The organism is Marinobacter sp. E2 (genome assembly GCF_055755345.1).
Genome location: NZ_CM146911.1, coordinates 2,121,386 through 2,147,823, shown reverse-complemented (window position 1 = coordinate 2,147,823; position 26,438 = coordinate 2,121,386). Strand labels below are relative to the sequence as shown.

The following is a 26,438-nucleotide window of genomic DNA, read 5'->3' as shown; positions in this document are numbered from 1 at the left end:
TGTCGGGCCGGGTGGATCACTCCCATGATCAGGGGTGCGTCATCACCGTCATCGCTCAATTTTCGTTCTTGCTCCAACCCCACCACTGAATGTGGTACCCACTCCTCACGAATCATGTTGACGACATGAAGCCCGCCCCGGCCAGAAATGGTTTCGCTGGTCCATGAGGAAAATTCAATCGCGCTTGCAGCAGCGCAAACGGAGGCTCGGAGCCATGATCTGGAAATGGTTAAAACTGACTCAGCTTTACGGGGACAGGGCCTTCGAGTGTGGAAAACCGAGCGGTCCTGCCCCCATACGCTGAGGGTTTGCCACACAACCATGCTGCACTTTTTGAAGGAGACAACTTACTGTAAGGAATTATCGAATGAAGAAAAGCAGGCAACTGAAACGGAATCGCAAGCAACGAAACTTTGGGTTAGGCCACCAACCGGCATATGCCGCCAAAGTAGCTTTAGCACAGGCTTATGGCGGAGACAGCCATTATTATACGCGGTATACCCACCATGCCAGGTTCAAGCTCGTGCTCGTGTGGCTGTCGAAACTCGACCCGCCGATTCGAGACCTTCGGGACATTACCAGTGCTCATGCTGTGGCGTACGCGGAACATTTGGCAGCGGCTGTTGCAACGGGAGGCATGGAAGTCGCGTATGCGCAGAATCTGATCTCGACGGTTAACACAGTGATGCGAGCCATCCGCCTGGACAAAGAGATTTGGCTGTCACCATCAGATGCAGTGGGAAAACGTTCATACATCCGAACCGTTCTGCCGATGGCATCCTGGGACAAAGTGATCGAAGCGGTACGATTAGCAGAAAAGGCAGGAAACTATCGCGGGGCTGCCCTTATTCTTCTTTGGCGCGCATTTGGCATGCGACTAAGGGAGGCTGCGCTGGCTGATCTGCATCGAATGAGGTCAGAAGCGGAAATGTATCGTGCGGTTTGGATCTGGGAGGGAACCAAAGGCGGTTTTGTGTCGGAGGACCGGTGGATTCCGGTTGAGAGCGTACAGTGGCAGGCCCTCGATTATGCGATTCATACGATTTCCGACACTGGCACGTGCCTGATCGACACCAACAGCTCATTGAAGGAGTTTCTCGCGCGGCACGCCCCGCCTATCCGCAAAGTGCTCAAGCAAGTTGGAATCAAAAGCCCTAAAGAGTTACGAGCAGAGAATTTCATTGAGCTGTATGAACGAGAAAGCGGCCAGGCAGCTCCACTGAAACAGTCTGGGCCATTCGATAGAGGAGCAGACCTCAGAGGTCGGGAAGTTGTGGGTAAATCGGGCGGTCACAAACGTCCCACAGTCTCATCAGCATATATTGGAAAGCGACATCGTTCGGATCGTCCGGGAGAGGAGGCTGAGCAATGAATCTCTCCAGCGTGTATCGGCGAATTAAGACTGGCAACGGCTCTGAAAGGGGCCGCCGTCGTCATATCAGTCGCATCGAAAAAATGATGACTGCCGTCGAGACTCGATTTCCAGAAGTAAAGAGCCAGCAACAGATTCAACAGAAGCACATTCGTTGGTTATTGGAGCACTGGTGCAGCCCGTCCACGATGCGGGATTATCGCAGTTCCCTGCGACTATTGCTGGAGGCACAGGGTCGAGATCATAATTGGTTAAGACAGGTAGGAATGGCTCCGGCTTCTGCAGGAGGTCGTCCCAGGGATGTCTCGATAGTCCGATCTCGCTCCGCCAAGACATGGTAGGTAGAGGGTGGGCTGCTGTAAGGTAAAATTCTTGACGAGTACTGGCACAGGAAATTTGGAAAGAGCACTTGGTTCATAGCATCCAAAGCAGGGCATTAACAGCAACCACTCTGTAAGGTGGAAAACGATTGGTGGAGTCACTCGCTATGCCTATAAATGACAGTGAGATCCCAGGCAGTGTTGGAGCCGGGCGTTATCCCCAAATCTGAATGATCTCTTTGCGAGCAATGCGACTCATGGATCCTGGCAAAACTAAACCGAGCAATGGGGGACAGGTCAGAGTCACCGACGGGTTAATGGGCCTTTATATTGAGGCGTTTAAATAAAAAATCAAAAGGCTGAGACCTCCATACCAGCTCTTTAGTTCTGTTTAGTAGTGAAGTTTACTAATTTAGTAGGAGCGATTACTAAAGTGTACTAATCCGCTGTGAGGTCCGGAATCATTGAACCACTGCAAGTGCGGTTATGTGGCGAGGTTTGTACGTATCGTGCGGCAGTACAATCTGGAGCCTTCCTCGGAGGAAACCCGATGGTTAAAAGCGTTTCTGGAGGATTGCCGTAACTGACATCTAGACAGGCGAGCCCCTAGCACCTTGGCTCTTTATAAGGAAACGAGTAGGTTGAATCAAACACGCTTTGCTGCGTAAACGATGCGAGAAGGTTTGGGCGCATTTCAGCGAGCGCCGGTGATTTTAACCATCCCTCAATAAAGAACACGGAAGCCTCATTTGGACGAGTAGCAGCGCTAGCCAGCTGCGTAAATCCCAGATTTGATCAGTATTTCGTATTGATTAATGAGTCGATGTCCAGATCTGCTGAAACTTCGATCCATGTCTCTTCGTGTCCAGATTGATACTCCGCTGTTGTCTTTTCATCGGCATGCGCCATGAGCGGTCGAACATACGTTTTATTGTCATACCCATTTTTCTTGTAGAGCCATGATCCAAGTGACCGAATCTCGTGAAATGTCGGTCTCTCTTCTGCAGGGATTTCTGAGAAAAATTCATGGGAATCAACCAAATTGCTGAAAGCCTTTGTGAGATAGTCTGGCATAACTTGAGTCCAGTGAGTGCGATCCTTGGCTTTTACTTTGCGCTCTGGGCAACGGTGAACAACATACGGACTCGCGATACCTGAATTTCTGGATCTTTTAAGAATTTCATGGAGCCTGCTGGCGGAGATCTTCAGGTGTGAGTGTTCGTGCTCCTCAATCTTTTTTCGAACAACCTTTAACACCCCATTTTCAAAATCATCAAACTTCATTTTCAGAACCTCATCGCGTCCTTGAAGGGTCAGAAGCGACAGCTCCATGGCTATCTTGATCCACCTCGGCGCGATCTCATGGACCGCATTGAACCCTTGAAGCGTTAACCTTTTTCGGACCTTTTCCTTTGCCGGTTTAGAATAAGTGACCTCTGCTGGGTTCATTCGATCGGATGGGAACAAACCTTTAGTGGTTGCAAACGTAAAAAGCTCTTTCAATACTTTCCTATGATTTATGTATGAGTTATTTTTAAAATTATCGTCAAGGTAAGAGGCTATAAATTGAACATCCAGAGACTCGATTTCTAAGCTTCCTAAATCCCTTTTGAGCCGGTCCAACCATTTTCCCCAGTTATAGTTTACAGCGGGTTTGTAATCTTTCTCTGGCAGTCTTTCCTTTCGAAAACGTTCAATTAAATGGGCTATGGTTTTATTGGTCGTCGCCAAAACCTTCCTGGTGAGATCAGTTTCTCCCATTAGTTGAGCATTGAGAGTGCGAGCTGCAGAAAACGCCTCTGTCTTTGACGAGCCCATAGAAAAAAATATCTTTTTCACCGGATGTCGATATTTGTAGTAGATCTTTCCATTTTTCTTTTCCCTGTAGAGGTTTTGTGGAAGATCCGAGTTTTTTCGAAGTCTGCGAGTAGCCATTTTAGATTCCTGAGGTTTAGCTATTCAGAACACGATCGACCAATGGGTTACCGGTGGTTTTCTCGTTTATTTCGATATCCACAAACCATAGGTTCCCAATTTTTTTAGCGCCTGGTATTTCACCTTCCGAGCACCATTTTTGGAAAGTCCGTAGGGAGGGTCTGGGCTCGATAAAGTTTCTTTCCCGCCACTCAATTAAGAGCATAAGTTTTGCCATATCTTAAAATTTCCTATCTGATATAAGAGACACTGACAGGATAAAGAAAACTATGGTTTTTTAGGCCTCTCTAATTACTGTAAAAATGCAATAACTCTCGTCTGGGACATGTAAAAATTGCCCTAACTCATACTGTTTTAGATAACGTACACTAAAATGTCTGGGCAGCAAGAAAATAGAAGTGCCTTTGTGTTTGACCAAGCAATTGGGGAGTAGATGCTTAAGAACAACGTTTAGCGATAAAAGATTGCACACATATTTCGGTGTTTATTCGAGTCCAAGTGCAGGCTCTAGGGAGCCCTGATAACGTAATCTTCTCAGGGCTCCAGATCTTTCGGAGAGGAGGATTAAAAATTGATTTCTTTAGAGGGATCCTGGGGCGCCGGGTTGGTCGGATAGCCTTTTGGTGTATATTTCGCCGGAAACTTTTTGGGCTTCTCCCACTCACCATTTTTGATTAATTTGACCGCGATACTTAGTCGCTTTTTGTCCGGCGCAAATTCTGGAGCGCTGAGCTGACCGTCGTAGATACTCCATGCTACCTGGTTGCAAAGAGCTTCTTTGTCGTAGTAATCGACATTTATTTCTTTGTTCGCGAAAAGCCCTGCAATAATCTGCTTAATATCCTCAGGTTTCAGAGCGGATCCATCACCGTCGTTTGCATCGTTTGATTCGGCAATCTGAAGTAGCTCAGCAAATGATTTGATTTCTCGAAGCGTTGCAGGGTCGCGATATGGCTTGCGCATTGGGCTGGATTTGAAATGCTCTACCAACTCACGCGGCACTGCGGGCAGGGTAATGGACGGCAGGTTCTCTGCATTGTCGGATTTGCTCCTTCGTTTTTGTAATTTGCGCCTGATGAGACCGGCCTCTACCAATTTTTCATTTGCACGCTTTACTGACGAGACATGAACGCCCAGCTGATCTGCCAGGTCCTGGTTAGAAATGACAACTTTGAAGTCTTTGTAACGCCATTTCCGCCAATAGTAGAGGTAGACCAGGATATCAATTCCTGAAAGCTTCTTTTCCATGTGTCCCAAATATGCAAGCAGCTCTTCCGGAATGTTGATGAACGGCAAGTATTCAGACGCCAGGCTGATCACCTTTTGATCGTTTAGCATGTTTTGACTCCATCGAGATTAAGTGTTGATGGAGTTATCGTATGGTGTCTGGAGTGGCGATTGGTGCGGCTAATTTCGCGTTTAGCGTGATTAGGCGACTTGACATAGATATGGAAATTGGGCGTTCGTTTTTGGAGGTATGCATTCACCCAACGCACGAACAGGTGTGACCTGTTGGTTACGGGCGATTTCCGCAAGGTGGACAATTTTAGTTCAGCAGGAAAACACGTTTCATTTAGGCATGCTCATTCTGTTTGTCCCGGCCAGGTAAAACTGTTTTGTTCCCCGCAGCAGGGAATTGCCGCCCAAAGCAGTCGAGGTTTGTGTCCGGATGGATGGACGTTCCGAAGCTTCTGAACGAAAACCAACAACAACACTCCTCGCGACTGAATCAAATGCTTGGAATTTTGGTGAGCCGAGGGGTATTACCAAAATTTTCGACCCGGCCCTATTCTTATTTCCTGGCCGGGTAATATCTTCAACACTGATGAACAGGAGTATTTATTAGTGGCTCATTCTCGGTACCACCCTCTGAAACATTTGCGCCTAGGGTCGGATCACTAAATTTATGCTTGAGTGCGTGCCGGGGTGTCTTCCCGATTAGGGGGCAAAGAGGCGTGTTTTAGCGCCAGAGGTTGCTACTCGCAAACAGCCTGATTGGTCTTTTGTAGACCCGATTTGCGATGAAATGAACCACTGTATAAGAGAAGGATTTTGCGAAAATTTTGCGAAAATTTTGAGAAGGGCTGTGCAGAATCCACGTAACTTATTGAAAAGTGGTAGGACCACCCAGATTCGAACTGGGGACCTCTACCATGTCAAGGTAGCGCTCTAACCAACTGAGCTATGGTCCTGTGTCCTGCAACGGGGACGCAATATACTGATTCCCTCGGGGCTGGTCAACCTCTTTTAAGCGGTTTTCCGGTTCCTCAACTGCGCTTTGAGCGCCTTGCTCAGCACCGCCCAGCGGTTGACGATCAGTGCCGCAAAAATGAGTCCGCAGCCGCCCAACTGAATGGTTGTCATGGACTCGCCGAACCAGGCAGCAGCGAACAGCGCCACCCACACCGGTTCCAGCACCAGGATCACTACACCGTGGCTGTTGGCCGAGAGGCTCTGAGCCAGGGTTTGTAGCAGAAAGCGACCGGCGGTACCGATCACGGCGCTGGCGGCCACCCACCACACCAGTATCGGAGTAAGGTTGCCCAGTGTGGGCTGCCAGGGTTCCAGCAACAGGGATTCCACGAGTGTCAGCACGCCCACGGTCAGCAGGGCAATCGCGGTCAGGGGCAGGGCTGGTACCCGGTGTTTTTCCACGGTTTTGCCCAGGCGGTTCACGACGGTTCGCTGGTTTGCGGCCCGGGTATTGAGGTTGAAGTAAAGGGCAAAAATGCTGGCCGCAAGCACAAAGAAAATCTGACCGGCTTCAGGCCGGAAGCCGTTCTCCAGCGATAGCAGGGCCAGGCCCGCAACCGCAATGGGGATTGCCAGCCAGGTGCTTGGTGGCTGTACTTCCCGGAAAACAAGGCGGGCAATGATGGGCACGATGACCACCCCGAGGCTGGTGAGGAAGGCGCCTTCGCCAAGGCTGGTGCCATGAACCAGCCCCATGACCCAGCAGGTCATGGCGGTGCCGAATACCAGGCCAACGCCAACACTGCGGCGGAGCTGGTCCAGACTGAGCTTCATCAGCGAGCGCCGGGCAAAGAAGGCCAGTACCGCACCGGCAATCAGGAAGCGGGCGGCCATGAACATGAGCGGGGGCATCAGCAGCACTGCTTCCTTGGAAAACATCCAGCTGATGGCTGCAAACAGGGTAACCACCAGCAGCAGAAGATCGGATTTGTGGGAGTCAGACATGGTATTGCGCCCGCCGGCATTGGCTCAGTCAATCGGGAAAGCGCACCAATGTATAGTTTGCGAACTAAAAAGAAAAGATGGGTAGAACTACCGAGGAGTGGGTGGGCTCGTCCCTGAGCCACAATTGCGCAGAGCTTCAGTTGTTGAGGGTGGTGTAAACCAGGCTGGACATGTCGGTCTGGTCGGAGCCCGGTACTTCAATGTACTGGTCACCGGAACCCCACCACTGCCACCAGGCCCGCTGGTTGTAGGTGCGGCTGGCGAAGTCGACCCGCAAGCCTCCCAGGGTGGTGTTGTTGACCACGGGCACCGAAATATTGCCGGTTTCCGAGCCAAGCACCCCGCTGTGGCTGGCGCCCTCGTTCATCAGGATCGGGTAGTGGTTGTAGTAAAGGGCATCCGGGCCATTCTGGCTGGTGACCTTACCCGCGAGGCTGATGCTGTTGGCGCACGAATCGATGCCCGCAGCCGATGTGGCGCCGCAGGCCGAGTGGGTGGGCACCACGCCGTCATCGGTGCCTTCGATGAATGGCTTGGTGATGCCGCCGTAAGAGGAACCTCCGGCCACGAACCGCAGTCTGGGGATGTTGTTGGGACTAACGGCAAGGTTGCGGGCGGCGTTGGTTTGCAGGTCGTTCACCACGCCGAGTTTGCCCGGTTCCGGCTCAATGCCGGTAAACGCTTCCACCGCGGCGCGCAAGGGCCAGTTGTACCAGCTGTCGTTGTAGGCCAGGCTCATGGCGAGGTTGGCCAGCTCGGTTCCGCCACCGGCGCCGGAATAGTCCAGGGCCGCCAGGATCTTCAGCGGCGGCAGGCCTTCGGCCTGAAGCCAGCGCGCCTGGTTTTCCAGCAGGTAGCGCGTTACCAGGTCGCCCGTGGAGTGGGTCACCACCAGGCACCAGTTGTTGCACAGGCCCTGCTGGCTGATCTGGCGCAACTGCTGGTAGGCCTGCTGGGCGATACCGCCCTCGACCCGACCGTTACTGCCCCAGTCGATACGCGCTTCGGAGCGCGATAGCCAGAAGGTTCGCCAATAGTCTTCACCGGCACTCTTCACTTCCTGAAGGTTGGCGGGTGGATTGGCCAGGTCTTCCTGCTGGAAGCCGTGTACCAGAATGACATTATGCCCGGCCAGCTGGGCCTGGGCGGTACCGGCAAACAGACTGCCGGTGATGGCGACCGCCAGGGCGGTCTTACAGGCACTTCCGATTGTTGTTGATTTCATGCTTGCTCCGTCTTCGCTGATTATTGTTGTTTCAAGACGTTTCACCGCCTTCATGGCGGTACTTCCCGGCGTCAGCCGGCTCAGGGCCGGAGCCCTGTTATCAGAACTTGTCGGCCAGTTGCCTGAGCAGCGCTGCCCGTTGTTCCGATTCGGGATTCGCCGCCGGTGTGTCGGTGAGCCGATCCAGATCCGGCGGCGTGAAGGTGTAGCCCTCGTCGGGCCCGTAAGCGTAATGGGTGCGGTCGCCGGGTTTTGCCGGCAACTGGCGAATCTGAAGGTGCCTGAGCTGGAGCTGTCCATTGAAATTACGGTTGGCCAGCACCGTGCCGTGGGCCCGGAGCTCGATAACATCGCTGGTGCTGTCCAGGCGTTTCTCGGCCTGGAGTTGCGCAACCGGTTGTTGTCCCGCCCAGAGCTGGGCAGAAAGAGCGTAATAGCCGGGTTCCTCTGGTGCGAAATTGACCGGTATCACCAGGTTGTTATTGCTCAGGTAAGAATCGCCCAGACCCTCGAAATCACCCAGATCAGGCTCAATGGTAAGTGCAGAGGCGTGGCGCACCGGCCGGCCGTCCACGCTGGCCTCCACAATAAGACGGTATTCGCCGGGCTCGGCATCGGCGGTCAGGATCCCCTCGTAATAGCCGGGGGAGCCGGCTTCCTCCAGGCGCGTACTGACAACCGCATCCCGGCTTTGTGGTGTTTCCAGGGTTGCTTCCATGGTATTTCCGACCACCTGGGAGCCCTCAATGGCGGCGGCCACCAGGATGGTGTCTCCACGGGTGTAGCGAAACTTTTCAAGGGTGACCGTGAATCGTCCATCACCCGGCAGTGGCAGGGTTACGGGTTCATAGTGGTTAGCCCGGTAGCCACGGGCCTGGGCCGGGCTGAGGGGAATCGACCAGTCCGGATAACGGCTGGCCTGTTCGTACTGATCGGCGACGCTCGCGAGCATGAAGCCCAGGGCATTGTCGGAGGGCGGCTTGGGTGAGGTCGCTTCGGGCGACTTCCGGCTTTCTGCCGTCGTGGTGGAATCAGGCGTGGGCGCCGGTGAGCTGCCAGCCAGGCTGCGCAGCCATTGGAATTCAGAGCGGTTCTCGGCAGACAGAAAATAACCGGTGCCAATAACCGTCGTCAGTATGAGGACTGGAATCAGTAGTGCCTTACCGGGCATGCGGCAGGTCCCTGTCTTGTTCTTGTTTCCTTAACCATAACGGGAATACTGCCGCACCCCAAAAATCCGGGCCGCTTTTGTAACAGAATGTTTCCAGGGTGTGCGCTGGGTCACATCGCAGACATCAAGAGACTCTGTTGATCTGAACGCCTGTTCAGAAAAGACCGCCGGATTCGCGAATGGCCTCGAACCCGAATCTCAGCGTCACCTCATCGCCCACCATGGCCTGGTCAATCCCGTAGGTCATACCCCATTCGCTGCGCTTGAGTGTCGTGGAGGCGCTGATGCCCAGGGTGTACTCCTCATGCCCGAAGGGATAGACGGCGCTCTTGTTGAGGGTCACGTCCAGCACCACGGGTCGGGTCTGGCCGAGCATTTCGAGGTCGCCGGTCACCTTGCCGGTATTTTCTCCGGTAGTTTCAAATCCGGTCACCGTGTAGGTGATTTCCGGGTACTCCTCACTGTTGAGGAAGTCTTCATTGCGCACGTGTTCGTCCCGCTTCTTGTGATTGGTGAACACACTGTCGCTCTGGAACACCAGTTGACCAGACTTCAGCTCCCGTGCTTCCTCGTCGTAAACGAACTGGCCTTCCACCTCACGAAACATGCCCATCACCGGCGCGTAACCGATGTGCATGATTTCGAACACAATGGAGAAGTGTTCGTCGTCCACGATAAATTTTCGGGGTTCGGCCATCGCCCCGGTGCTGATCGCCAGCGCGGCGGGCAGGGCAACGAGGGTTCTGGTCAGCGTTCCGGTGTTAACTGCAGTCATGGCAATGTCTCCTTTGGTAGAGCCAGCGAATGTCCACGAAAAAGGACCACGCCAGCAACGCCAGCGCGGTGGCCAGTGTGGTGCTGGCAAACAGGGGGGTGGCCGGTGGCAGGATCGCCACAAGCAGGGTGACGATCTGCCACACGCAGATCGTTTTGCGTCGGAAGCTCTCGGGCAGGGGCTGGTTCATCCAGGGCAGCACCGGGCTGGCGGCGACGAAACCATAGCGCATCAGGCCGAGAGCCAGGACCCAGACGCCGGCTTTTCCGAGCGCCAGAACCGCAACGCACAGCCCGAGAATGAACAGCGAATCCAGCTCCATGTCAAAACGGGCGCCGAACTCGCTTTGCGAACCGGTAGCTCTGGCCACCTTGCCGTCCACGCCGTCCAGCAGCAAAGCCAGCAATGCCACTACGGAGTACAGCCAGAGCCCGCCTGTACTCCCGTTTTCGCCGTTCAGGTTTCCTGCGTAGGGAGCCAGCGCAACCAGCGTTATTACCAGTGTGCTCCGCAGAAGGGTTGCGCGATTGGCCCAACCGAAATCCCGGCCCCGGGGCCACGCGAAGCCGGCGCAGGCGCAAACGAGCAGATACAGAATGGCGGCCAGGGCGATAAACGTCAGCGGCGGCTGGGCCAGCCAGCCAGTCAGAAGGCATAGCAACGCCAGCAATCCGCCTGCCCAGGCAAGATCGAACCCCAGCGAGAGGCGGCCTGGGGAGGTGTGCCCATTAGAATCCATCATCAGGCTCCAGCGTATACATTGGCAGCCAGCGCGGCCTTGAGCCGCGCTGCCACGCCCCGAATACAAAGACTATAGTAGTCGGGAGGGTGTGAACATTTACGAGAAAAGACCGCGTTCAGACCGTCGGCTTCGACGCCCTTTCCCGGGCGCCGCGGAGCGAACAGGGAGCGGGTAGCAAACAAGGAGATGGCAGTGCCAAAGGAAGCCGGAGCAACGAGTTCGCCATGTGAGGCCAGGGCCTGGTGGGTGACCAGTCCCGGGAAGGGCGAAATTCTGGAAACGTCATTGGCCGGAGGCAGTCGTGAGAGCCGCGGCGACTGGGTAACGGTCCAGGCACTGTATTCCGGGATCAGTCGGGGCACTGAATCGCTGGTATTCCATGGGCGCGTGCCGAAAACCGAGCATGAGCGTATGCGGGCGCCTTTTCAGGAAGGTGAGTTCCCGGGACCCGTCAAATACGGCTATGCAAGCGTTGGAAATGTGATTGAAGGACCGGCAGAACTGGTGGGGAAGAGGGTTTTCTGCCTGCACCCCCACCAGGACCGTTACCAGGTTCCCGCTTCGGCGGTGACGCCTCTGCCCGAGGATCTGCCGCCGGGGCGCGCGGTGCTCGCGGCCAACATGGAGACTGCCGTGAATGGTCTCTGGGACGGTTTGCCCGGAGTGGGGGACAGGGTTGCCGTCGTTGGCCTGGGCGTTGTCGGGCTCCTGGTGGCCTGGCTGGCCAGCCGGATTCCCGGCACCCGGGTAATCGCTATCGACACCAACCCGTCCCGGGCGTCGGTGGCGGAGCAACTCGGCCTCGACTTCAGCGACGGCACAGAACCACTGCCGGACGATCACGATCTGGTCATCCACGCCAGCGGCCATCCCTCCGGCCTGGAGACTTCTCTGGCGCTTGCCGGCGCGGAGGCAACCATCGTGGAGATGAGCTGGTACGGCGACCAGCCGGTCCCGGCGCCCCTGGGCGCGGCCTTTCATCCCCGGCGCCTGACACTCAAATCCAGCCAGGTGGGGCAGTTGGCATCGGCCCGACGGCCCCGCTGGGATCATGGCAAACGGCTGGCCCTGGCCTTGAGCCTGCTGCGTGACGAATCCCTGGATTGCCTGATCACCGGTGAAACCCCGTTTGAAGATTTGCCCCAGGCCATGAACCGCATTCTGATTGATGGCAGGGATACGCTCTGCCATCGCATTGTCTACGCCTAGACAACCAACCACTGCTCACTGCTAAGGAGAGACCATGTTCGGCCTGACCGTCCGTGACCACATGATGATTGCCCACAGCTTCAACGGCGAGGTCTTCGGGCCCGCGCAGAAACTTCATGGGGCAACCTACGTAGTCGACGTGACCTTTGAGCGGCATCAACTGGACGAGGACGACCTGATCGTGGATATCGGGCTGGCTTCGGAAGTGCTTAAAGACGTTCTCTCGGAATTCAATATGAAGAATCTCGATGAGATTCCGGAGCTGGCGGGGCGCAATACCACCACGGAATTCATGGCCAGGATGGTGTTCGATCGCATGGCCAGGGCCATTCACGAGGGTCGTCTTGGCGAAACCGGCCGCGGCATCGCGAGTCTCAAGGTAACCCTTTCGGAGTCGCATATTGCCTGGGCAAGCTACCATGCCGGAATCTGAGGCGCCGCACGCCATCGAATTTCTGGTGCCGGGCGATCCTGACCAGAACACCGGCGGGTATCGCTACGTCCGAAAACTGGTGCAAGCCCTGAATGAGCAGGGCCAGCTGGCCCGGGTAACCGGGCTGGACGGGCAGTTTCCTCGGCCGGACAAAAAGGCGTTCGAAGAACTCGACCGGCGCCTGGCGGCACTGCCGGAAGGCACCTGCGTGATTCTGGACGGTTTGGCCATGGGTGGGTTGCCAGACGTTGTGGAAAAACACCACGGGCGGCTTCTGTTACTGGCGCTGGTGCACCACCCCCTGGCGGATGAGACCGGGCTGAGCGAACCCGACCGGCAATGGTTTCTCGATTCCGAGCGGCGGGCCCTGGCGTTTGTGTCGGGCGTTGTCACCACCAGCCGATACACGGCAGCACGGCTGGCGGACTACAACGTTCCAGAGGAATTAGTCCGGGTTGCGGAACCCGGAGTCAGCGTGTTGGCCGGCAAAATCGAGCCTGAGCATGCAGAAGATACTTTGGATGCTCCGCACTTGCTCTGTGTTGCGCATCTGTCCCCGCGCAAGGCGCAGCACCAGATGGTGGCGGCGCTGGCAGCTCTCAAATCCTTACCCTGGCACTGCACGCTGGCGGGCTCCGACACACGGAACGCAGGGTACGCTTGCCAGTTGCGCAAACAGATTGCCGAGTCTGGCCTGTCCGACCGTGTTGTCCTGACTGGAGAGCTGGACGAAGACGGTTTGAAAGACATCTACCGTCGGGCCGACCTGTTTGTGTTTCCCTCGCTCTACGAAGGCTACGGCATGGTGATCGACGAGGCGCTGGCTGCCGGTCTGCCGATCATATCTTCTGACGGCGGCGCGCTGGCAAACACCGCGGAAAGACCCGGCGTGGTGCAATACAGTGCCGGTGATGTTCAGGCCCTGACGGCACGAATCGAACAATGGCTGACCCATCCGGAAGAGCTTGCTCACGCCCGTAAACTGGCGGTTCGGGAATCGAGGCAGGTACGGTCATGGCAGGCTGCGGCAGATGATTTCCTCAGCGCCGCTGAGCAATTCCGGTACGGAGAGTCCGGGTGGCATCAGCACTCGGCCTTCGACAGCCAATGGCTCTCGGCCCGTGAGCCAGCTGATCACAGGGCTCGCTCCAGGGAACTGACGGCGGCTCTCAATCAGTGGCTGGCCGATCGTTACGAGCGGCAGACGGGAGCTCAGGCACGGCCCTGCCGCATTGTCGACATTGGTACCGGCCGAGGCTCCAACGTTGTGTACCTGGCACCGGCCCTGCAGGTACCCCAGGCCTGGCTGGCAGTCGATCAGGACCAGGCATTGCTGCGCGAGGCCCGGGAGCGCGCCCGTGGTCTGGACGTGCCCTTTGAAACGGCACCGGTGCAGCTGACACCGGAAAACATCGAGCAGATCTTGCCCCGGGAAACGGCGCTGGTAACGGCATCGGCCCTCATTGACCTGGTGTCCCGCCCCTGGCTGACGGCCCTGGGCCGGGCAGTGGCGAACAGAAACGCCGCAGTTCTGATTGTGCTGAGTTATGCCGGCCGGTTCGGGCTCAGCCCGGAGCATCCTGACGATGAGCTGCTCCGGGATCTGGTTAACCGGCATCAAAACGGTGACAAGGGCACCGGTGCCGCCCTGGGGCCAGACGCATCGGACGTTCTGGCAACCTTGATGGCTGAGGCGGGCTATACGGTTCAAACCGCCGAGTCCTCCTGGGTCCTCGGTGGCCCTGCCCGTCCTGGCGAGAGTTCCGACACCGCCCTTATACGAATGCTGATGCAGGGCTGGGTGGAAGCTGCAATAGAACAGTCGCCGGAAAGCCGTCCGCAACTGGAACGCTGGCTGTCCGAACGGGAAGCTCTGTTAGCCGGGGGAGCGCTTCAGATCGTGGTGCACCACACCGACGTGCTGGCTGTGCCGCCGGAGCCGGCCGTTTGACCGGGCTGCAACGCAGGCTAGTTGGTCTGGCCGGTCGCTGGCTGGTTACCGGCCTGGTGATTGGTCTGGTCGTCCAGGCCGTCGATGGGCCGGCACTGTGGCGGGAACTCTCCGGCATTGCCCTGTGGGTGCTGGTGCCGGCCTTGCTGTTGTCTGTCTTGCAGGTAGTGATCTCCGCGTGGCGATGGCGGTATACGGCACGGAGGTTGGGCGTCCCCCTGAGACTCGGCCTCGCCGTACAGGAATATTATCTGGCGACCTTCCTTAACCAAGTGTTGCCCGGCGGGGTGCTGGGTGATGTCCACCGCGCCTGGCGTCATGGAACCAGCGCCGGTGAACGGCTGGCGGCGGCCCATGCGGTTGCCATTGAGAGATTGTCGGGGCAGGTGGCGTTGCTCCTGGTTGTGCTGGCTTCGGTCATCGGGCTTGTTCAGGCCGGCCGTCTCCATGTCGGGGCGCCCGGTGGAGGCTGGTGGCCGGTGGTGGCGATTGCCATTCTCGGGCTCGCCGTCTGGCTGGCGGCCCGATTGGGTGCTGGCGACTATCTTGTGCGCCTCAGGCGCGACCTTCACCGTGCGCTTCTGAGCGGGGCTACGTTGCCCGTGCAGATGGCCTCCTCCCTGCTGGTCCTGGCCAGTTATCTCGGTGTCTTCCTGCTGCTGGCCGCTGGCGCCGGCTATCTCGCCGGGCTGGCACCATCGCTGGTGTTGGTCGGCCTGTGCAGTGTTCTGCTGCTGAGCATGGTGATTCCGCTGACAGTTGCAGGTTGGGGTGTTCGGGAAGGCACGGCCGCCGTGCTGTGGCCTCTGGCGGGTTTGCCAGCGGAGCAGGGCGTGGCCCTGAGTGTCGGGTACGGGGCCCTGGTTCTCATCTCGAGTTTGCCAGGCGCAGCCATGATCTTCATGGGGCGGGGCACGGCCAGGAACGTCCGCCGATCAGGTGCCTGAGAAATCCAGGTCGAACAGCATGTCACTACCGAGATTGACCAGTTGGGCCCGCGGGCGCAGCGCGTCGTCCAGCAGATCAATCTCCGGCAGTGAAAAGGCCGGGCGACCGCTGCCAATGATCATGGGCGCCACCATCACGTGCAGGCGGTTCAGAAGCCCGGCGTTCAGGAAAGCGGAAACGGTAACGCCACCGCCTTCCACGAAAATCTTTCTCAGCCCGTAGTCTGCCAGGACTTCCAGGATGTGCGCGGGATCTACCGGTGCATCATCTTCGGGCCGCCCGAGGCAGGGCACTTCGGTCACTCCCGGCGGTACTTCCGCATGCGCCGGCTTGCTGAAGGTGCCACTGATCAGGCGCAGGGTTGGTGCCTCGCCATCGGTAAACAGGTGGTGGCTGTCGGGAACCCGGCGATGCCGGTCGATCACCACCCGTACCGGGTTCCGGCCATGGGTGCGTCGCACCGTGAGTCTCGGGTTGTCGGTTAAGGCGGTGCCCGCGCCCACGATCACCGCGTCGGACACCGCCCGTATCCGGTGCAGATGGGTTATGCCGTCGTCGCCGTTAATGAATCGTGACCGGCCGGTTACCGTGGCGATCCGGCCATCCAGGCTCTGGCCAAGCTGGCCGATTACGTTCAATTGAGCGTTGTCTGGCAAGGGCCGGCACAGGGGCAGGAATACCGATAGCAGGCTTTGGGCCTCACGGGTGGCGGGTTGCACGAGTTTCCAGCTGCCCTGGCCATTGATCCTGACAGCGGGCGTCTCGGTGCCCGGAAACGGCAGTGTCACATTGCTGCGGTCTACTGCACTGAGGACCAGTTCCCACGCCGTATCGATATCCAGAGGTCTCGCTGCCATAGTCCTTCCGTCAGGTTTCATTCGCCCTTTATGCACCCGAGGTAACGGTCGATTGTGTTTCTGGCTATATGTACGTTACATTTTCGGTTTGTTTCACTTCTCAGGGCATTTTCCGGCCAGTGTGCGCCGGATTCAATGACGAGGTCAGGGCCATGCAGGACATGCACCCCATTCAGCACTGGGATCCGGAAGCGCCCGGAGACGATGGGCAACTGGAACTCCCGGGCATTGCCCTGGACCGCAGTGACGAGCTTCTGGAATCTCTGGAGGAGCTGGAAGATGTGCTGGACAAGGTACAGCTGACAGCGGAGGAAGTGGAATTGCTACGCCGGTTTCGCCGAACAACGGCGGAGAACCGGCGCATGATCCTGCAGTTACTGGCCCGCTGAGGCGGGCCCGGACCTTACTTCTTGCCCTTCTTGTAGATATTCTCGTACACGTAATTGGTGGCTTCCACAAAGCCATCGATGCTGCCGCAATCAAACCGCCGACCCTTGAACTGATAGGCCAGTACGCAGCCGTTGCGTGCCTGCTCAAGCAGGGCATCGGTAATCTGAACTTCGCCGTTCTTCCCGGCGGGCGTGCGCTCGATGATCTCGAAGATATCCGGCGTGAGGATGTACCGGCCAATAATCGCCAGGTTGCTGGGTGCATCCTCGGGCGCCGGCTTCTCCACCATGTCGGTAATGCGGTACAGGCCATCTTTCATGGATTCACCGGCAATCACACCGTACTTGTGGGTCTCGTCGGCCGGTACTTCCTCGATGGCAACAATCGAGCAGCGGAACTGGTTGTAGAGCTTGACCATCTGCGCCAGTACGCCGTCTTCACCTTCTGGGCCGATGCAGAAGTCGTCTGCAAGAACCACGGCGAAGGGGCTGTCACCCACCAGGTTGCGACCAGTGAGGATGGCATGGCCGAGGCCCTTCATCTCGTTCTGGCGGGTAAACGCGAAGCTGTTGTTGTCGATCAGCTCGCGGATGGAGGTCAGCAGATCCTCTTTCCCGGAACCGGCAATCTGGTGCTCCAGTTCGTAGCTGATGTCGAAATGGTCCTCAATGGCGCGCTTGCCGCGACCGGTCACAAAGCCGAATTCATGAATGCCGGCTTCTGCCGCTTCCTCAACCCCGTACTGGACCAGGGGTTTGTTCACCACTGGCAGGATTTCCTTGGGCATGGCCTTGGTGGCGGGCAGGAATCGGGTGCCGTAGCCGGCAACGGGGAACAGGCATTTCTTGATCATGGGTTTCGTCCTTTGATGTTCGGTTTCACGGCCTGTGGCTTCGCAGTGACGACGCTGTAGTGGGGCCTTTTCAGCTGTTCAATCACAAAGTGTGCCGAGTTTACCCAAGTTGTTGCCACAAATGCAGGGGGGAGGCTGGTTTTGTAACCGGGCGTATCATCGGGTGTTCCTGGGCAACGCCGGTATACATTCAGATACAACTTTCATATTCGATTGTAAGTAACTGGTTTTCCGAAACATTAAAATTGTAAGTTTTGGAAATATGGGATGGTCTGAGGACTGTCGGTCTTTTAAAGTGTCGGTAATCTTTCTTCCGGCCCCGAGACATTTGCGTTGCGTAAGTACGGTTTGTTTGCACTAATTTGGTGCGCTCCCGCCAGTGCGGTCTCACTGGCGGACGCGGTACCCGAGAACCTGGCAGTCTGGACACAGTATCCGGAAAGCCTGCTTCGATCCGTTACCCACTATCTCGCCTCCACGCTGCAATTCTCGGGCGATTCCGTTCACACCGATGAGTCGGCCAACGGAAGGCTGCGCATGGCCGGCAATGACATGATCCTCTCCCGCCACGATATTGCCCTGGACTTCGAGGATTCGGTGTCCCGGACCGAAGGCGGCGAATGGCAGTCGCTGGCGTTACGCTACGGATTTCCGGTGGGCGGCGTCGATTTTGATCTGACTGTGAAAGAAACCGACCAGCACCTCGTGACTACCCGTTCGGGCCAGCAGCTGGATACCCGGGTTGATTACCGGGGCCTTGATCTTTCCGGCAGTCGGGCGCTGTGGTCCTGGGAGGGTTTTGAAGTGGACGGCGTGTTCAGCCATGCCACCGGCACCAGTGACTGGTTCGAGGAGTCTTCCTGGACATCGGAAACAGAACACCAGCTTTCCAGCCTTGCGCTGAAGTGTTCAGGGCAGCGGGAACTGGCGGGCGGCTTCCGGGCGGGCTCCATGGCGGTCGCACTGGCGGGATTCGAGAGGCTCGAAACCACAACGTCGACCGACATCAGCGAGCAGTCCGCCGGGTTCTACCGGGTAACACTGGGGGCATCGCTCAATCGCTCGTGGCGTGCCTGGGATCTGGGCGTTCAGGGCCGTTACCAGATAGCGCCGCCGCAACTGGCTTCGTCACAGTACCTCCAGATTGCAGGGCCCGCCATGATGCACGGGTTCAACGGCCAGTCGATGCACGTGGCCGAGGGCGGGTGGCTGCGCATGAATGCCCGGAGCCCGGGTTATGCCATTCCCTTCACATCGGCGCTCAATTCCCGAGTCACGTTTTCCGTGCTGAGAGGATGGGCGCCGGCCCGGAAAACCGGCCTGAGAAATTTCGAGGCCAGCTCCGGAGAAATTGCCCTGCAGCTCGAGGGCCGGGGCTTTAACGCCAGCATGAGTGTTGGCCAGATTCTCGACCTCTCCGGTGAAGCGATGGAGCGCCCGGACACTCCCGACGTCTCCCTGTCCCTGTCCATGGTCATGTAAGCCTACCCTCAGCTACCCACCACAGAACAATCCTTTCAAGGTGTTACGAAGATGTCACTTGAGGCGATGCCAACACCAGGTGCTACATTCTTTTCATGGCACAGAAGGGATTTTCTGCATGAAAGGTTCAGGATTACCGAAACCCCACCTGGTGGCGCTTTTGCTTTTGGCGCTGCCTTCGATGGTGAGCGCATTCAGCTATGACGATGTGCTCAGCAAGGCGGAGAAGCTGGCGGGCAGTGACTACCAGGCACCCTCGCGGGCACCGGAGTTTCTCCGGACAATCGACTTTGCCACTTACCAGGCCATTGGCTTCAAACCGGAAGCTCGCCTCTGGCAGGGCGGGCGCTCCCGGTTTCAGGTGGCGATGGTCGCCCAGGGTGCTCATTACCGGCACCCGGTGACCATCAACCAGATTGACAGCGAGGGCGTGAGGCCGGTCAATTTTGATCGCACAGATTTTACCTACCCCAACCCCGAGCTCGCCAAGCGCATTCCCGCAGACCTTGGTTACGCCGGGTTCCGGCTGTTTTTTACGCCCGAGAAGGCATCCGCCGGCGAGCCGTTCATGGTGTTTGCCGGCAACAGTTACTTTCGCGCCGTCGGCAAGGACCAGCGGTTTGGCCTGTCCGCTCGGGGTATCTCGGTGGATACCGGTCTGCCATCGGGCGAGGAGTTTCCGTCGTTCAAGGAGTTCTGGATTGAACGTCCGGCTGCCGGAAGCGAAACGCTGGTGGTGTACGGACTGCTTGATGGCCCCAGCCTTACTGGTGCCTACCGATTTGTGATCCGGCCAGGTGAGAGCACGCGGGTGGATGTGACGGCCGAGCTTTTCTTCCGGGAAAACATTGAGCAGCTGGGCCTTGCACCGCTGACATCCATGTTCTATTTCGGCGAAAACTCCGTGCCGCCACGGGGAGAATGGCGTCCCCAGGCGCACGATTCAGACGGCCTGCTGATTCATGACGGCAAGTCCGGTGAGTGGCTCTGGCGGCCGTTGGTTAATCCTGCTCAGTTGCATCTGAGCTTTCATCAGGTTGAGGAGCTGGCAGGGTTCGGGCTGATGCAACGGGATCGTGCTTTTCATCAGTTTCAGGATAGCGAAGCCCGCTACGATCTGCGTCCCAGCGCCTGGGTCCGGCCCAGCGAATCCTGGGGAGCCGGGTCGGTGGTCCTGGTGGAGATCCCTTCAGGCGCGGAAACCAACGACAACATCGTTGCCTTCTGGCGACCCGACGAACAAATAAAGGCCGACGGTAGCAAACGCTTCGAGTACGAACTGAAGTTTGGTGCCCCGGATATTGCGGGCCATCCCTCCGGCCGCGCCGTGCATACATTTCTGGGCCGGAAGTCACCCGGAAGTGGACCTGAAGATCTGGGCGCCTACCGGTTTATTGTTGATTTCCGGGGCCGGGAGCTCAGTGCCCTGAAAGCGGGGGCGCCCGTAGTCAGTGAGGTGAGCGCCAACGAGGGCGCAGAGGTGGTTGAGCACTTTGTGGAGTACGTGCCCGCCAGTGATGTCTGGAGGTTGTCGGTGTTGGTTCGCCCGCCCGCTGGCAAGGCGTTGTCGTTACGGGGCTTCCTCAGTCTTGAGGGCAAGCCATTAACCGAAACCTGGACCTATTCCCCGGGGCCGTCTTCGGGAATATCCGGCATTCCAGACTGAACGGTAACAAGGAGTCTCGATGAACGTTAACGTGCTGCATCTGACCCTGATCCGGACATCCGGTTACCTGGTGGCCTCCGGGGTTCCGATGACCACGGCCAATTGCCGAACCTTGCTGGCCATGATTGACCGCCTTCTCTCCGAACTGGAGGCGGCCGGTGTTGCGGGAGAGGAGCTCGAGAACCAACTGCTCCGCATGGCCATGGATCGTCTTCCGTGTGAGTTTCCTTTCCCCGAAAACCAGTCGCCTGAAGTGACACCTGCGCTTTCACGCGGCAGCATCGGGTACGCTGCCCATGGCTGATGTTGCTGTTGAGATGCCAGGGCGGGCACACCGCTGGCGCCATATCGCCTTTTTTCGCCGCGCCCTGCTGATTGTCTTCGTACTTGGGCAAACGGCGGTGGCCAGCTACTACCTGCTCTGGGTGCTGCCGTATCACGGCGGAACCTGGGTAGAGATTGGCATGACCGCGCTTTTCGCCATTCTCTACGCATGGATTGCCGTTGGCTTCTGGACAGCGGTGTTCGGGTTTTTTCTGCGTCTTACTGGTGGGGACAGGCACGCGCTGTTACGGCGCCACTCGGAGGACGCCCTGGCAGCCACGCCGCTGGCAAAAACTGCCATTGTCCTGCCGATCTACCATGAGCCCGTGCAGTGGACCCTGAGCGGTCTCAGAGCCGTGTACCGGGACATCGAGCGTACCGGGCTGATCGAACACTTCGAGTTCTATATTCTCTCCGACAGTCGCGATCCGGATGTCTGGCTCGAGGAGCAGCGGGTATGGGCGGAGATGGTCAGTGAACTGGGGGCAGAAGGGCGCCTGTTCTATCGGCGACGATCAGTAAATCTCAACTACAAGAGTGGCAATGTTGCGGATTTCCTGCGCCGCTGGGGGCGCCGCTGCCGGTACATGGTGGTGCTGGACGCCGACAGCCTGCTTGCCGGTGACACCATCGTGCGCATGGTGCGGCTGATGGAGCGGGAGCCGGGCGTGGGCATTCTGCAGACCAATCCCACGATCATCAATGCCGAGTCTTTTTTCGCGCGTATCCAGCAGTTTGCCAATCGGTTCTATTCCACCCTGTTTGCCACGGGGCTTGCGGCCATCCAGATGGGCGATGCGGCCTTCTGGGGCCATAACGCCATCCTGAGAATCGAGCCCTTCATGAAGCATTGCGGGCTCCCCAAACTACGCGGCCCTGGAATCTTTGGCGGCCCGATCATGAGCCATGACTTTGTGGAAGCGGCCTTCATGGGAAGGGCCGGGTACGAGGTGTGGCTGGAAACCGGGCTGGGCAACAGTTTTGAAGAGTCGCCGCCCACCCTGGAAGATGAGCTGACCCGCGACTTTCGCTGGGCCAAGGGCAATCTTCAACACCTCTGGGTGATGCTGCGGGAACCGGGCCTGCGGTTTGCCCATCGAATGGCGTTCCTCAACGGCGCCATGGCATACCTGGCTTCGCCCCTGTGGCTTGGGTTTCTGGTGCTGACCACACTCGAAGCTGCGCGCATGACACTGGCGCCGATCGAATATTTCCCCGAGGGCCATCAGGGGCCGTTCCCGCTCTGGCCCGAGTGGCGGCCAGGCTGGGCGCTGATACTGGCCCTGAGTACCTTTGCCCTGCTGTTCCTGCCAAAGTTCCTGGCCCTGCTGGATGCCCTGTGCCACCGCTACGCCCGTGATTTCGGCGGGTTCCTGAAGTTGTTCGGGAGCGTATTGCTGGAAATTGTGATCTCGATTCTGCTGGCGCCGGTAAGAATGTGGGCACACAGCCGGCACGTACTGGTGGCCCTGTTCAGCCTGTCCCTGTCCTGGGCCGGCCAGAACCGTACCGAGGAAACCACCTGGCGCAAATCGCTGGCGGCCCAGTTCCCTGGAATGCTGGTGGGCGGCTGCTGGTCGGCGTTTGCCTGGAGCCTCGACACCATGTTCTTCCTGTGGTCCCTGCCGGTGGCCATTCCGCTGCTTCTGGCCGCGCCCACGGCGGTTTTTATCAGCCGCAAGGGGCCTGGCGATGCACTCCGGGGGCTCGATCTGTTGCGAGTGCCCGAAGAGAAAGAGCCTCTTAGGCCCATGCTCGCCGACGCGCGCAGGTTCCGCCAGGCGAGAGCACCCAGTGAGGTCTGGCGCCCGTTTGAGCAGGCGGTGCTGGATCCTCGGTTGAATCGCCTGCATCAGGCGCTGGCGCGCGATCATCGCAGGGGGCCAAGGCGCAGGCATCTTGAAGCCGCAGTTGCCCGGTGTCTCGTGGACGGACCCGATGCGCTCAACCGCGGCGAACGGAGCGACCTTGCCCGTGACAGGCAATCCCTCGCAGCCTTGCACGAAGGCGCCTGGCGCGCGCCAGACAACAGTTACTGGGGGCAGTGCCTGCGAAGGAAATCACTCCAGGGAAGTGTTGGAACATTGGCGCAACCGGAAGGTGGGGCGACATGAATCTGTTGAGCAGAAGAGACGGAGGAGCCGGAATGGACAAGATCGAAAGGCGACGTGTGTTGAAGGTTCTGGCTGCGCTGGTGGGCAGCAGTGCGGTGCCGCTGGCGCCAACGGTGTTCGGGGCGAGGGTCAAATCGGTTGCCGGCGGCGAGGCCCAGCCTTTCAGTTATGCCTGGCTGAAGGGCCGCGCCCGGGAACTGGCCGGGAAGGAGTACGTTTCTCACAAGGGTGAATTGCCGCCGTCTCTGAAAACACTGTCGTGGGACGATTACCAGGCCATTCGCTTTCGCGAAGATCAGGCACTCTGGCGTGACAGTGACAGCGCTTTTCAGGTTCAGCTCTTCCATCTGGGGCTTTATTTTCAGGAACCGGTGAAAATCCATGAAGTGGAGGAAGGGCAGGCCCGCCAGTTGGCCTATCAACCCGACCTTTTCGACTACGAAGGCGAGCAGCCGCTCGGCGACCTCCCGGAAGATCTGGGCTATGCCGGCTTCCGCGTCCACTATCACAACAACTTTTCGCTCGATCTGGCGGCGTTCCTGGGCGCCAGTTACTTTCGTGCGGTGGGCTCTGAAATGCAGTACGGCATGTCGGCGCGCGGGCTTGCCGTTGATACCGGCATGAACCGGGAGGAGGAATTCCCCCGGTTCTCGGAGTTCTGGCTCGAAAAACCGGCTCCGGGGAGCCAGGTGATGCGGGTATGGGCCCTGCTGGACTCGCCGAGCGTCACCGGCGCCTATGCCTTTGTGCTGGACCCCGGGCGCAATATGGTGATGGACGTGGATGCTGCACTCTACCCGCGTCGGGAGATTACCCGTGCCGGCATTGCGCCGCTGACCAGCATGTATCAGGTGGGCGAGAACAGCCAGCGCATGGATTACGACTGGCGCCCGGAAATCCACGATTCCGATGGTCTGTCGATGCTCACCGGCGCAGGGGAATGGCTCTGGCGGCCCCTGGTGAATCCGGCCAGCCTGCGCTTCAACAGCTTTCAGGACAACAATCCGGGTGGCTTCGGCCTGTTGCAGCGTGATCGCAACTTCGACCACTACCAGGACGACGGCGTATTCTACGATCGCAGGCCGAGTGTCTGGGTGCAGCCCAAAGGCGACTGGGGCAAGGGCAGTGTGGATCTCGTGGAGATTCCGACGGTGGATGAAACCTTCGACAACATCGTTGCCTTCTGGCATCCCCAGAACCCTATGCAGCCAGGCCAGGAATATCTGTACAGCTATCGCCTCCACTGGGGCGCCGAGCCCCCCGTTCGTCCGAGGGAGCTGGCCACGGTGCAGGCCACGCGCACCGGACTGGGCGGGGTTGTCGGCCAGAAACGCGAGTACTTTTCCTGGCGTTTTGCCGTGGACTTTGCCGGCGGGGCGCTGGAGATGCTGAGCAAAGAGGCGGAGGTGGAGCCCGTGATTAGCGTCAGCCGTGGAGATGTGGAAATCACCTCGGCCCGGCCATTGTCAGCAATCAATGGCTACCGGGCCATGTTCGACCTGGTGCCCGATGACTCGCAGGAGCCCATTAATATCCGCCTTTACCTGCGTCTGGGCGACGAGGCGCTTTCGGAAACCTGGCTTTACCAGTATTCGCCGCCTCCGGCTTCGGAGCGCCGGCTCTACTGAGTGAACCCCCGGATGTTTACAATTCCGGGGTTCGCTTCCTTCGCATTGTTGACAATCCATGGATCCAGGCGTAGATTTGCGCAAAATAACCTGGGTTTTGTTGACAAACTATGCCTGAAATCCTGTCTCCTACCTACACGCGTGCTGACGAAGCCTTCGATTGTCTGCAAACGGCCATCGTAAAGGGCGATCTGGCTCCCGGTGAGAAAATCGGTGAGCTGGAGCTGTGTTCCCGCTTCAACCTTACCCGCGGCCCCCTGAGGGAAGCTCTGGGACGCCTTGAATCCCGGGGCCTGCTGGTGCGGCGACCCCATGCGGGTGTAAAGGTGGTTTCCGTCAGTGCGTCCGAGTTGATGGAGCTGTACCGCATCCGGGAAGTGATGGAGGGCCTCGCCGCGCGCCAGGCGGCCGAGCGCATGACCGATCAGGAGATTGCCGATCTCCAGGCCACCCTCGACAGCCACGAGCGAATGATTGACGAAGCCCAGGGGCAGGCCTACTACCAGGCCGAGGGCGACTACGACTTCCACCATCGAATTGCCACCGGTAGCCGCAACACCAAGCTGGCCCAGATGCTCCTCGGTGATCTTTACTACATGGTGCGCATGTACCGCTACCGGCTAAGCACCTCCACCGGGCGCCCCCAGCGGGCACTCGGTGAACACCGCCGTATCGTCGAGGCCATCGCCCAGCGCGACGGCGAGCTCGCCGAATTTCTGATGAAACGACATATCAATGCCGCCAGACAAAACATTGAAAAGAAAATCCAGGAAGGCGAAATCACCATCTAACGTAGGTCGGATTAGCCAAAGGCGTAATCCGACAACAAGAATCCAAAAGAGAAGAGGCCAACACCATGTCCAACAAACTCAGCCCCGGCGCCCGCTTTCGCAAGGCGCTCAAAGACAACCATCCTCTGCAGATCGTAGGCACCATCAATGCCTACGCCGCGATGATGGCCGAGAAAGTCGGCCACCAGGCCATCTACCTCTCCGGCGGTGGTGTAGCCAACGCCTCCTACGGCCTGCCGGACCTGGGCATGACCACCATGAACGACGTGGTGGAAGACGTTCGCCGGATTACCGCAGCCACCGACGTGCCGCTGCTGGTAGACATCGACACCGGATGGGGTGGCGCTTTCAACATCGCCCGCACCATCCGCGAGATGGAACGCGCCGGCGTTGCTGCTGTCCATATTGAGGACCAGGTTGCCCAGAAGCGCTGTGGCCACCGGCCGAACAAGGAAATTGTCTCCCAGGAGGAAATGGTCGACCGCATCAAGGCCGCCGTGGATGCCCGTGAGAACGACGATTTCTTCATCATGGCCCGCACCGATGCGTTCCAGAAAGAAGGACTTGAGGCCGCCATTGAACGTGCCAAGGCCTGCATCGACGCCGGCGCCGACGGCATCTTCGCCGAGGCGGTGACCGAACTGGAGCACTACAAGGCGTTCTCTGAAGCCCTGGACGTGCCCATCCTGGCCAACATCACCGAATTTGGTGCCACACCGCTGTACAACCGCAAGGAACTGGCCGAGGCCGGCGCCGACATGGTCCTGTACCCGCTCAGCGCCTTCCGTGCCATGAACAAGGCGGCCCTGACCGTTTACCAGAACATCCTCGAAAAGGGCGACCAGAAAGACGTGGTAGACCTGATGCAGACCCGCATGGAGCTGTACGATTTTCTGAACTACCACGAGTTTGAACAGAAGCTGGACGAGCTTTTCAAGCAAAGTAAAGGCTGATCAGGTTTGTTGGATTACGCCCTTGGCTAATCCAACCTACAAAAATTCGGCATCAATGATGTAGGTCGGATTAGGCAAAGCCGTAATCCGACACACCAGAC

General features: G+C 58.1%; 22 protein-coding genes and 1 tRNA gene. 13 read left to right on the top strand and 10 right to left on the bottom strand.

What is annotated here, in order from left to right:
- Positions 1–367 precede the first annotated feature (367 nt).
- Positions 368–1,372, top strand: coding sequence for a hypothetical protein (locus AC0J1C_RS09780; protein WP_473043705.1), 1,005 nt, complete (start codon positions 368–370; stop codon positions 1,370–1,372).
- Between the two features lie 1,115 nt (positions 1,373–2,487).
- Here the strand turns inward: AC0J1C_RS09780 and AC0J1C_RS09775 are convergent.
- The 8 genes from AC0J1C_RS09775 to AC0J1C_RS09740 form a co-directional block, all read right to left on the bottom strand.
- The gene (locus AC0J1C_RS09775) at positions 2,488–3,627 is read right to left on the bottom strand and encodes a phage integrase Arm DNA-binding domain-containing protein (RefSeq protein WP_473043703.1); all 1,140 of its coding nucleotides are present in this window, start codon (positions 3,625–3,627) and stop codon (positions 2,488–2,490) included.
- 564 nt (positions 3,628–4,191) lie between these two features.
- On the bottom strand, positions 4,192–4,965 hold the full coding sequence (locus tag AC0J1C_RS09770; RefSeq protein WP_473043701.1) for a helix-turn-helix domain-containing protein: 774 nt from the start codon (positions 4,963–4,965) through the stop codon (positions 4,192–4,194).
- Positions 4,966–5,742: 777 nt separating this feature from the next.
- Positions 5,743–5,819: transfer RNA gene (locus tag AC0J1C_RS09765), tRNA-Val, on the bottom strand.
- Between the two features lie 55 nt (positions 5,820–5,874).
- Positions 5,875–6,825 carry a DMT family transporter gene (locus tag AC0J1C_RS09760; RefSeq protein WP_473043698.1) on the bottom strand — a complete coding sequence of 317 codons (951 nt, stop codon included), beginning with the start codon at positions 6,823–6,825 and terminating at the stop codon, positions 5,875–5,877.
- Between the two features lie 136 nt (positions 6,826–6,961).
- Positions 6,962–8,050, bottom strand: a complete 1,089-nt coding sequence (locus tag AC0J1C_RS09755; RefSeq protein ID WP_473043696.1) for a hypothetical protein — start codon at positions 8,048–8,050, stop codon at positions 6,962–6,964.
- Between the two features lie 100 nt (positions 8,051–8,150).
- Entirely contained in the window at positions 8,151–9,221 is a 1,071-nt protein-coding gene (locus AC0J1C_RS09750) for a hypothetical protein (RefSeq protein ID WP_473043694.1), read from the bottom strand.
- 154 nt (positions 9,222–9,375) lie between these two features.
- Positions 9,376–9,996 carry a YceI family protein gene (locus AC0J1C_RS09745; protein WP_375191788.1) on the bottom strand — a complete coding sequence of 207 codons (621 nt, stop codon included), beginning with the start codon at positions 9,994–9,996 and terminating at the stop codon, positions 9,376–9,378.
- A complete protein-coding gene (locus tag AC0J1C_RS09740; RefSeq protein WP_473043692.1) occupies positions 9,983–10,738 on the bottom strand; it encodes a CDP-alcohol phosphatidyltransferase family protein in 756 nt (251 codons plus the stop codon). Before AC0J1C_RS09740 ends, AC0J1C_RS09745 begins: the two co-directional genes overlap by 14 nt.
- Positions 10,739–10,924: 186 nt before the next feature.
- Between AC0J1C_RS09740 and AC0J1C_RS09735 the strand changes: the two genes are divergently transcribed.
- From AC0J1C_RS09735 to AC0J1C_RS09720, 4 genes are read left to right on the top strand one after another with little or no spacing between them, the layout of a single operon-like run.
- On the top strand, positions 10,925–11,947 hold the full coding sequence (locus AC0J1C_RS09735) for a zinc-dependent alcohol dehydrogenase (protein ID WP_473043691.1): 1,023 nt from the start codon (positions 10,925–10,927) through the stop codon (positions 11,945–11,947).
- A gap of 34 nt (positions 11,948–11,981) precedes the next feature.
- Positions 11,982–12,380: a 6-pyruvoyl trahydropterin synthase family protein gene (locus AC0J1C_RS09730; protein WP_091985759.1), complete on the top strand. Its 399-nt coding sequence runs from the start codon at positions 11,982–11,984 to the stop codon at positions 12,378–12,380.
- Positions 12,367–14,331 carry a glycosyltransferase gene (locus AC0J1C_RS09725; RefSeq protein ID WP_473043690.1) on the top strand — a complete coding sequence of 655 codons (1,965 nt, stop codon included), beginning with the start codon at positions 12,367–12,369 and terminating at the stop codon, positions 14,329–14,331. Before AC0J1C_RS09730 ends, AC0J1C_RS09725 begins: the two co-directional genes overlap by 14 nt.
- The gene (locus AC0J1C_RS09720; protein WP_473043688.1) at positions 14,328–15,278 is read left to right on the top strand and encodes a lysylphosphatidylglycerol synthase transmembrane domain-containing protein; all 951 of its coding nucleotides are present in this window, start codon (positions 14,328–14,330) and stop codon (positions 15,276–15,278) included. Before AC0J1C_RS09725 ends, AC0J1C_RS09720 begins: the two co-directional genes overlap by 4 nt.
- Here AC0J1C_RS09720 and AC0J1C_RS09715 read toward each other — a convergent pair.
- Entirely contained in the window at positions 15,267–16,136 is an 870-nt protein-coding gene (locus tag AC0J1C_RS09715; RefSeq protein ID WP_473043686.1) for a RibD family protein, read from the bottom strand. The two genes, AC0J1C_RS09720 and AC0J1C_RS09715, sit on opposite strands and share 12 nt — an antisense overlap.
- 152 nt (positions 16,137–16,288) lie before the next feature.
- Here AC0J1C_RS09715 and AC0J1C_RS09710 point away from each other — a divergent pair, with 152 nt between their 5' ends.
- Positions 16,289–16,525, top strand: coding sequence for a hypothetical protein (locus tag AC0J1C_RS09710; RefSeq protein ID WP_375191781.1), 237 nt, complete (start codon positions 16,289–16,291; stop codon positions 16,523–16,525).
- Between the two features lie 14 nt (positions 16,526–16,539).
- Here AC0J1C_RS09710 and galU read toward each other — a convergent pair whose 3' ends face one another.
- Positions 16,540–17,379: a UTP--glucose-1-phosphate uridylyltransferase GalU gene (galU, locus tag AC0J1C_RS09705; protein WP_091985747.1), complete on the bottom strand. Its 840-nt coding sequence runs from the start codon at positions 17,377–17,379 to the stop codon at positions 16,540–16,542.
- A gap of 348 nt (positions 17,380–17,727) precedes the next feature.
- Between galU and AC0J1C_RS09700 the strand changes: the two genes are divergently transcribed.
- The 7 genes from AC0J1C_RS09700 to prpB all read left to right on the top strand — a co-directional run bounded on the left by AC0J1C_RS09700 (position 17,728) and on the right by prpB (position 26,337).
- A complete protein-coding gene (locus AC0J1C_RS09700) occupies positions 17,728–18,861 on the top strand; it encodes a ShlB/FhaC/HecB family hemolysin secretion/activation protein (protein WP_473043685.1) in 1,134 nt (377 codons plus the stop codon).
- A 118-nt stretch (positions 18,862–18,979) separates the two neighbouring features.
- Positions 18,980–20,527, top strand: coding sequence for an OpgD/OpgG family glucan biosynthesis protein (locus tag AC0J1C_RS09695; protein ID WP_473043684.1), 1,548 nt, complete (start codon positions 18,980–18,982; stop codon positions 20,525–20,527).
- A 19-nt stretch (positions 20,528–20,546) separates the two neighbouring features.
- Complete coding sequence (locus AC0J1C_RS09690) at positions 20,547–20,831, top strand: hypothetical protein (protein WP_473043683.1); 285 nt, start codon at positions 20,547–20,549, stop codon at positions 20,829–20,831.
- Positions 20,824–22,965, top strand: a complete 2,142-nt coding sequence (mdoH, locus tag AC0J1C_RS09685) for a glucans biosynthesis glucosyltransferase MdoH (protein ID WP_473043682.1) — start codon at positions 20,824–20,826, stop codon at positions 22,963–22,965. The genes AC0J1C_RS09690 and mdoH overlap by 8 nt, the downstream gene beginning before the upstream one ends.
- Positions 22,966–22,997: 32 nt before the next feature.
- Positions 22,998–24,593, top strand: coding sequence for an OpgD/OpgG family glucan biosynthesis protein (locus AC0J1C_RS09680; RefSeq protein WP_473043680.1), 1,596 nt, complete (start codon positions 22,998–23,000; stop codon positions 24,591–24,593).
- A gap of 110 nt (positions 24,594–24,703) precedes the next feature.
- Positions 24,704–25,384: a GntR family transcriptional regulator gene (locus tag AC0J1C_RS09675; protein WP_473043678.1), complete on the top strand. Its 681-nt coding sequence runs from the start codon at positions 24,704–24,706 to the stop codon at positions 25,382–25,384.
- A 65-nt stretch (positions 25,385–25,449) separates the two neighbouring features.
- Positions 25,450–26,337: a methylisocitrate lyase gene (gene prpB / locus AC0J1C_RS09670; protein WP_473043677.1), complete on the top strand. Its 888-nt coding sequence runs from the start codon at positions 25,450–25,452 to the stop codon at positions 26,335–26,337.
- The last annotated feature ends 101 nt before the right edge of the window (positions 26,338–26,438 follow it).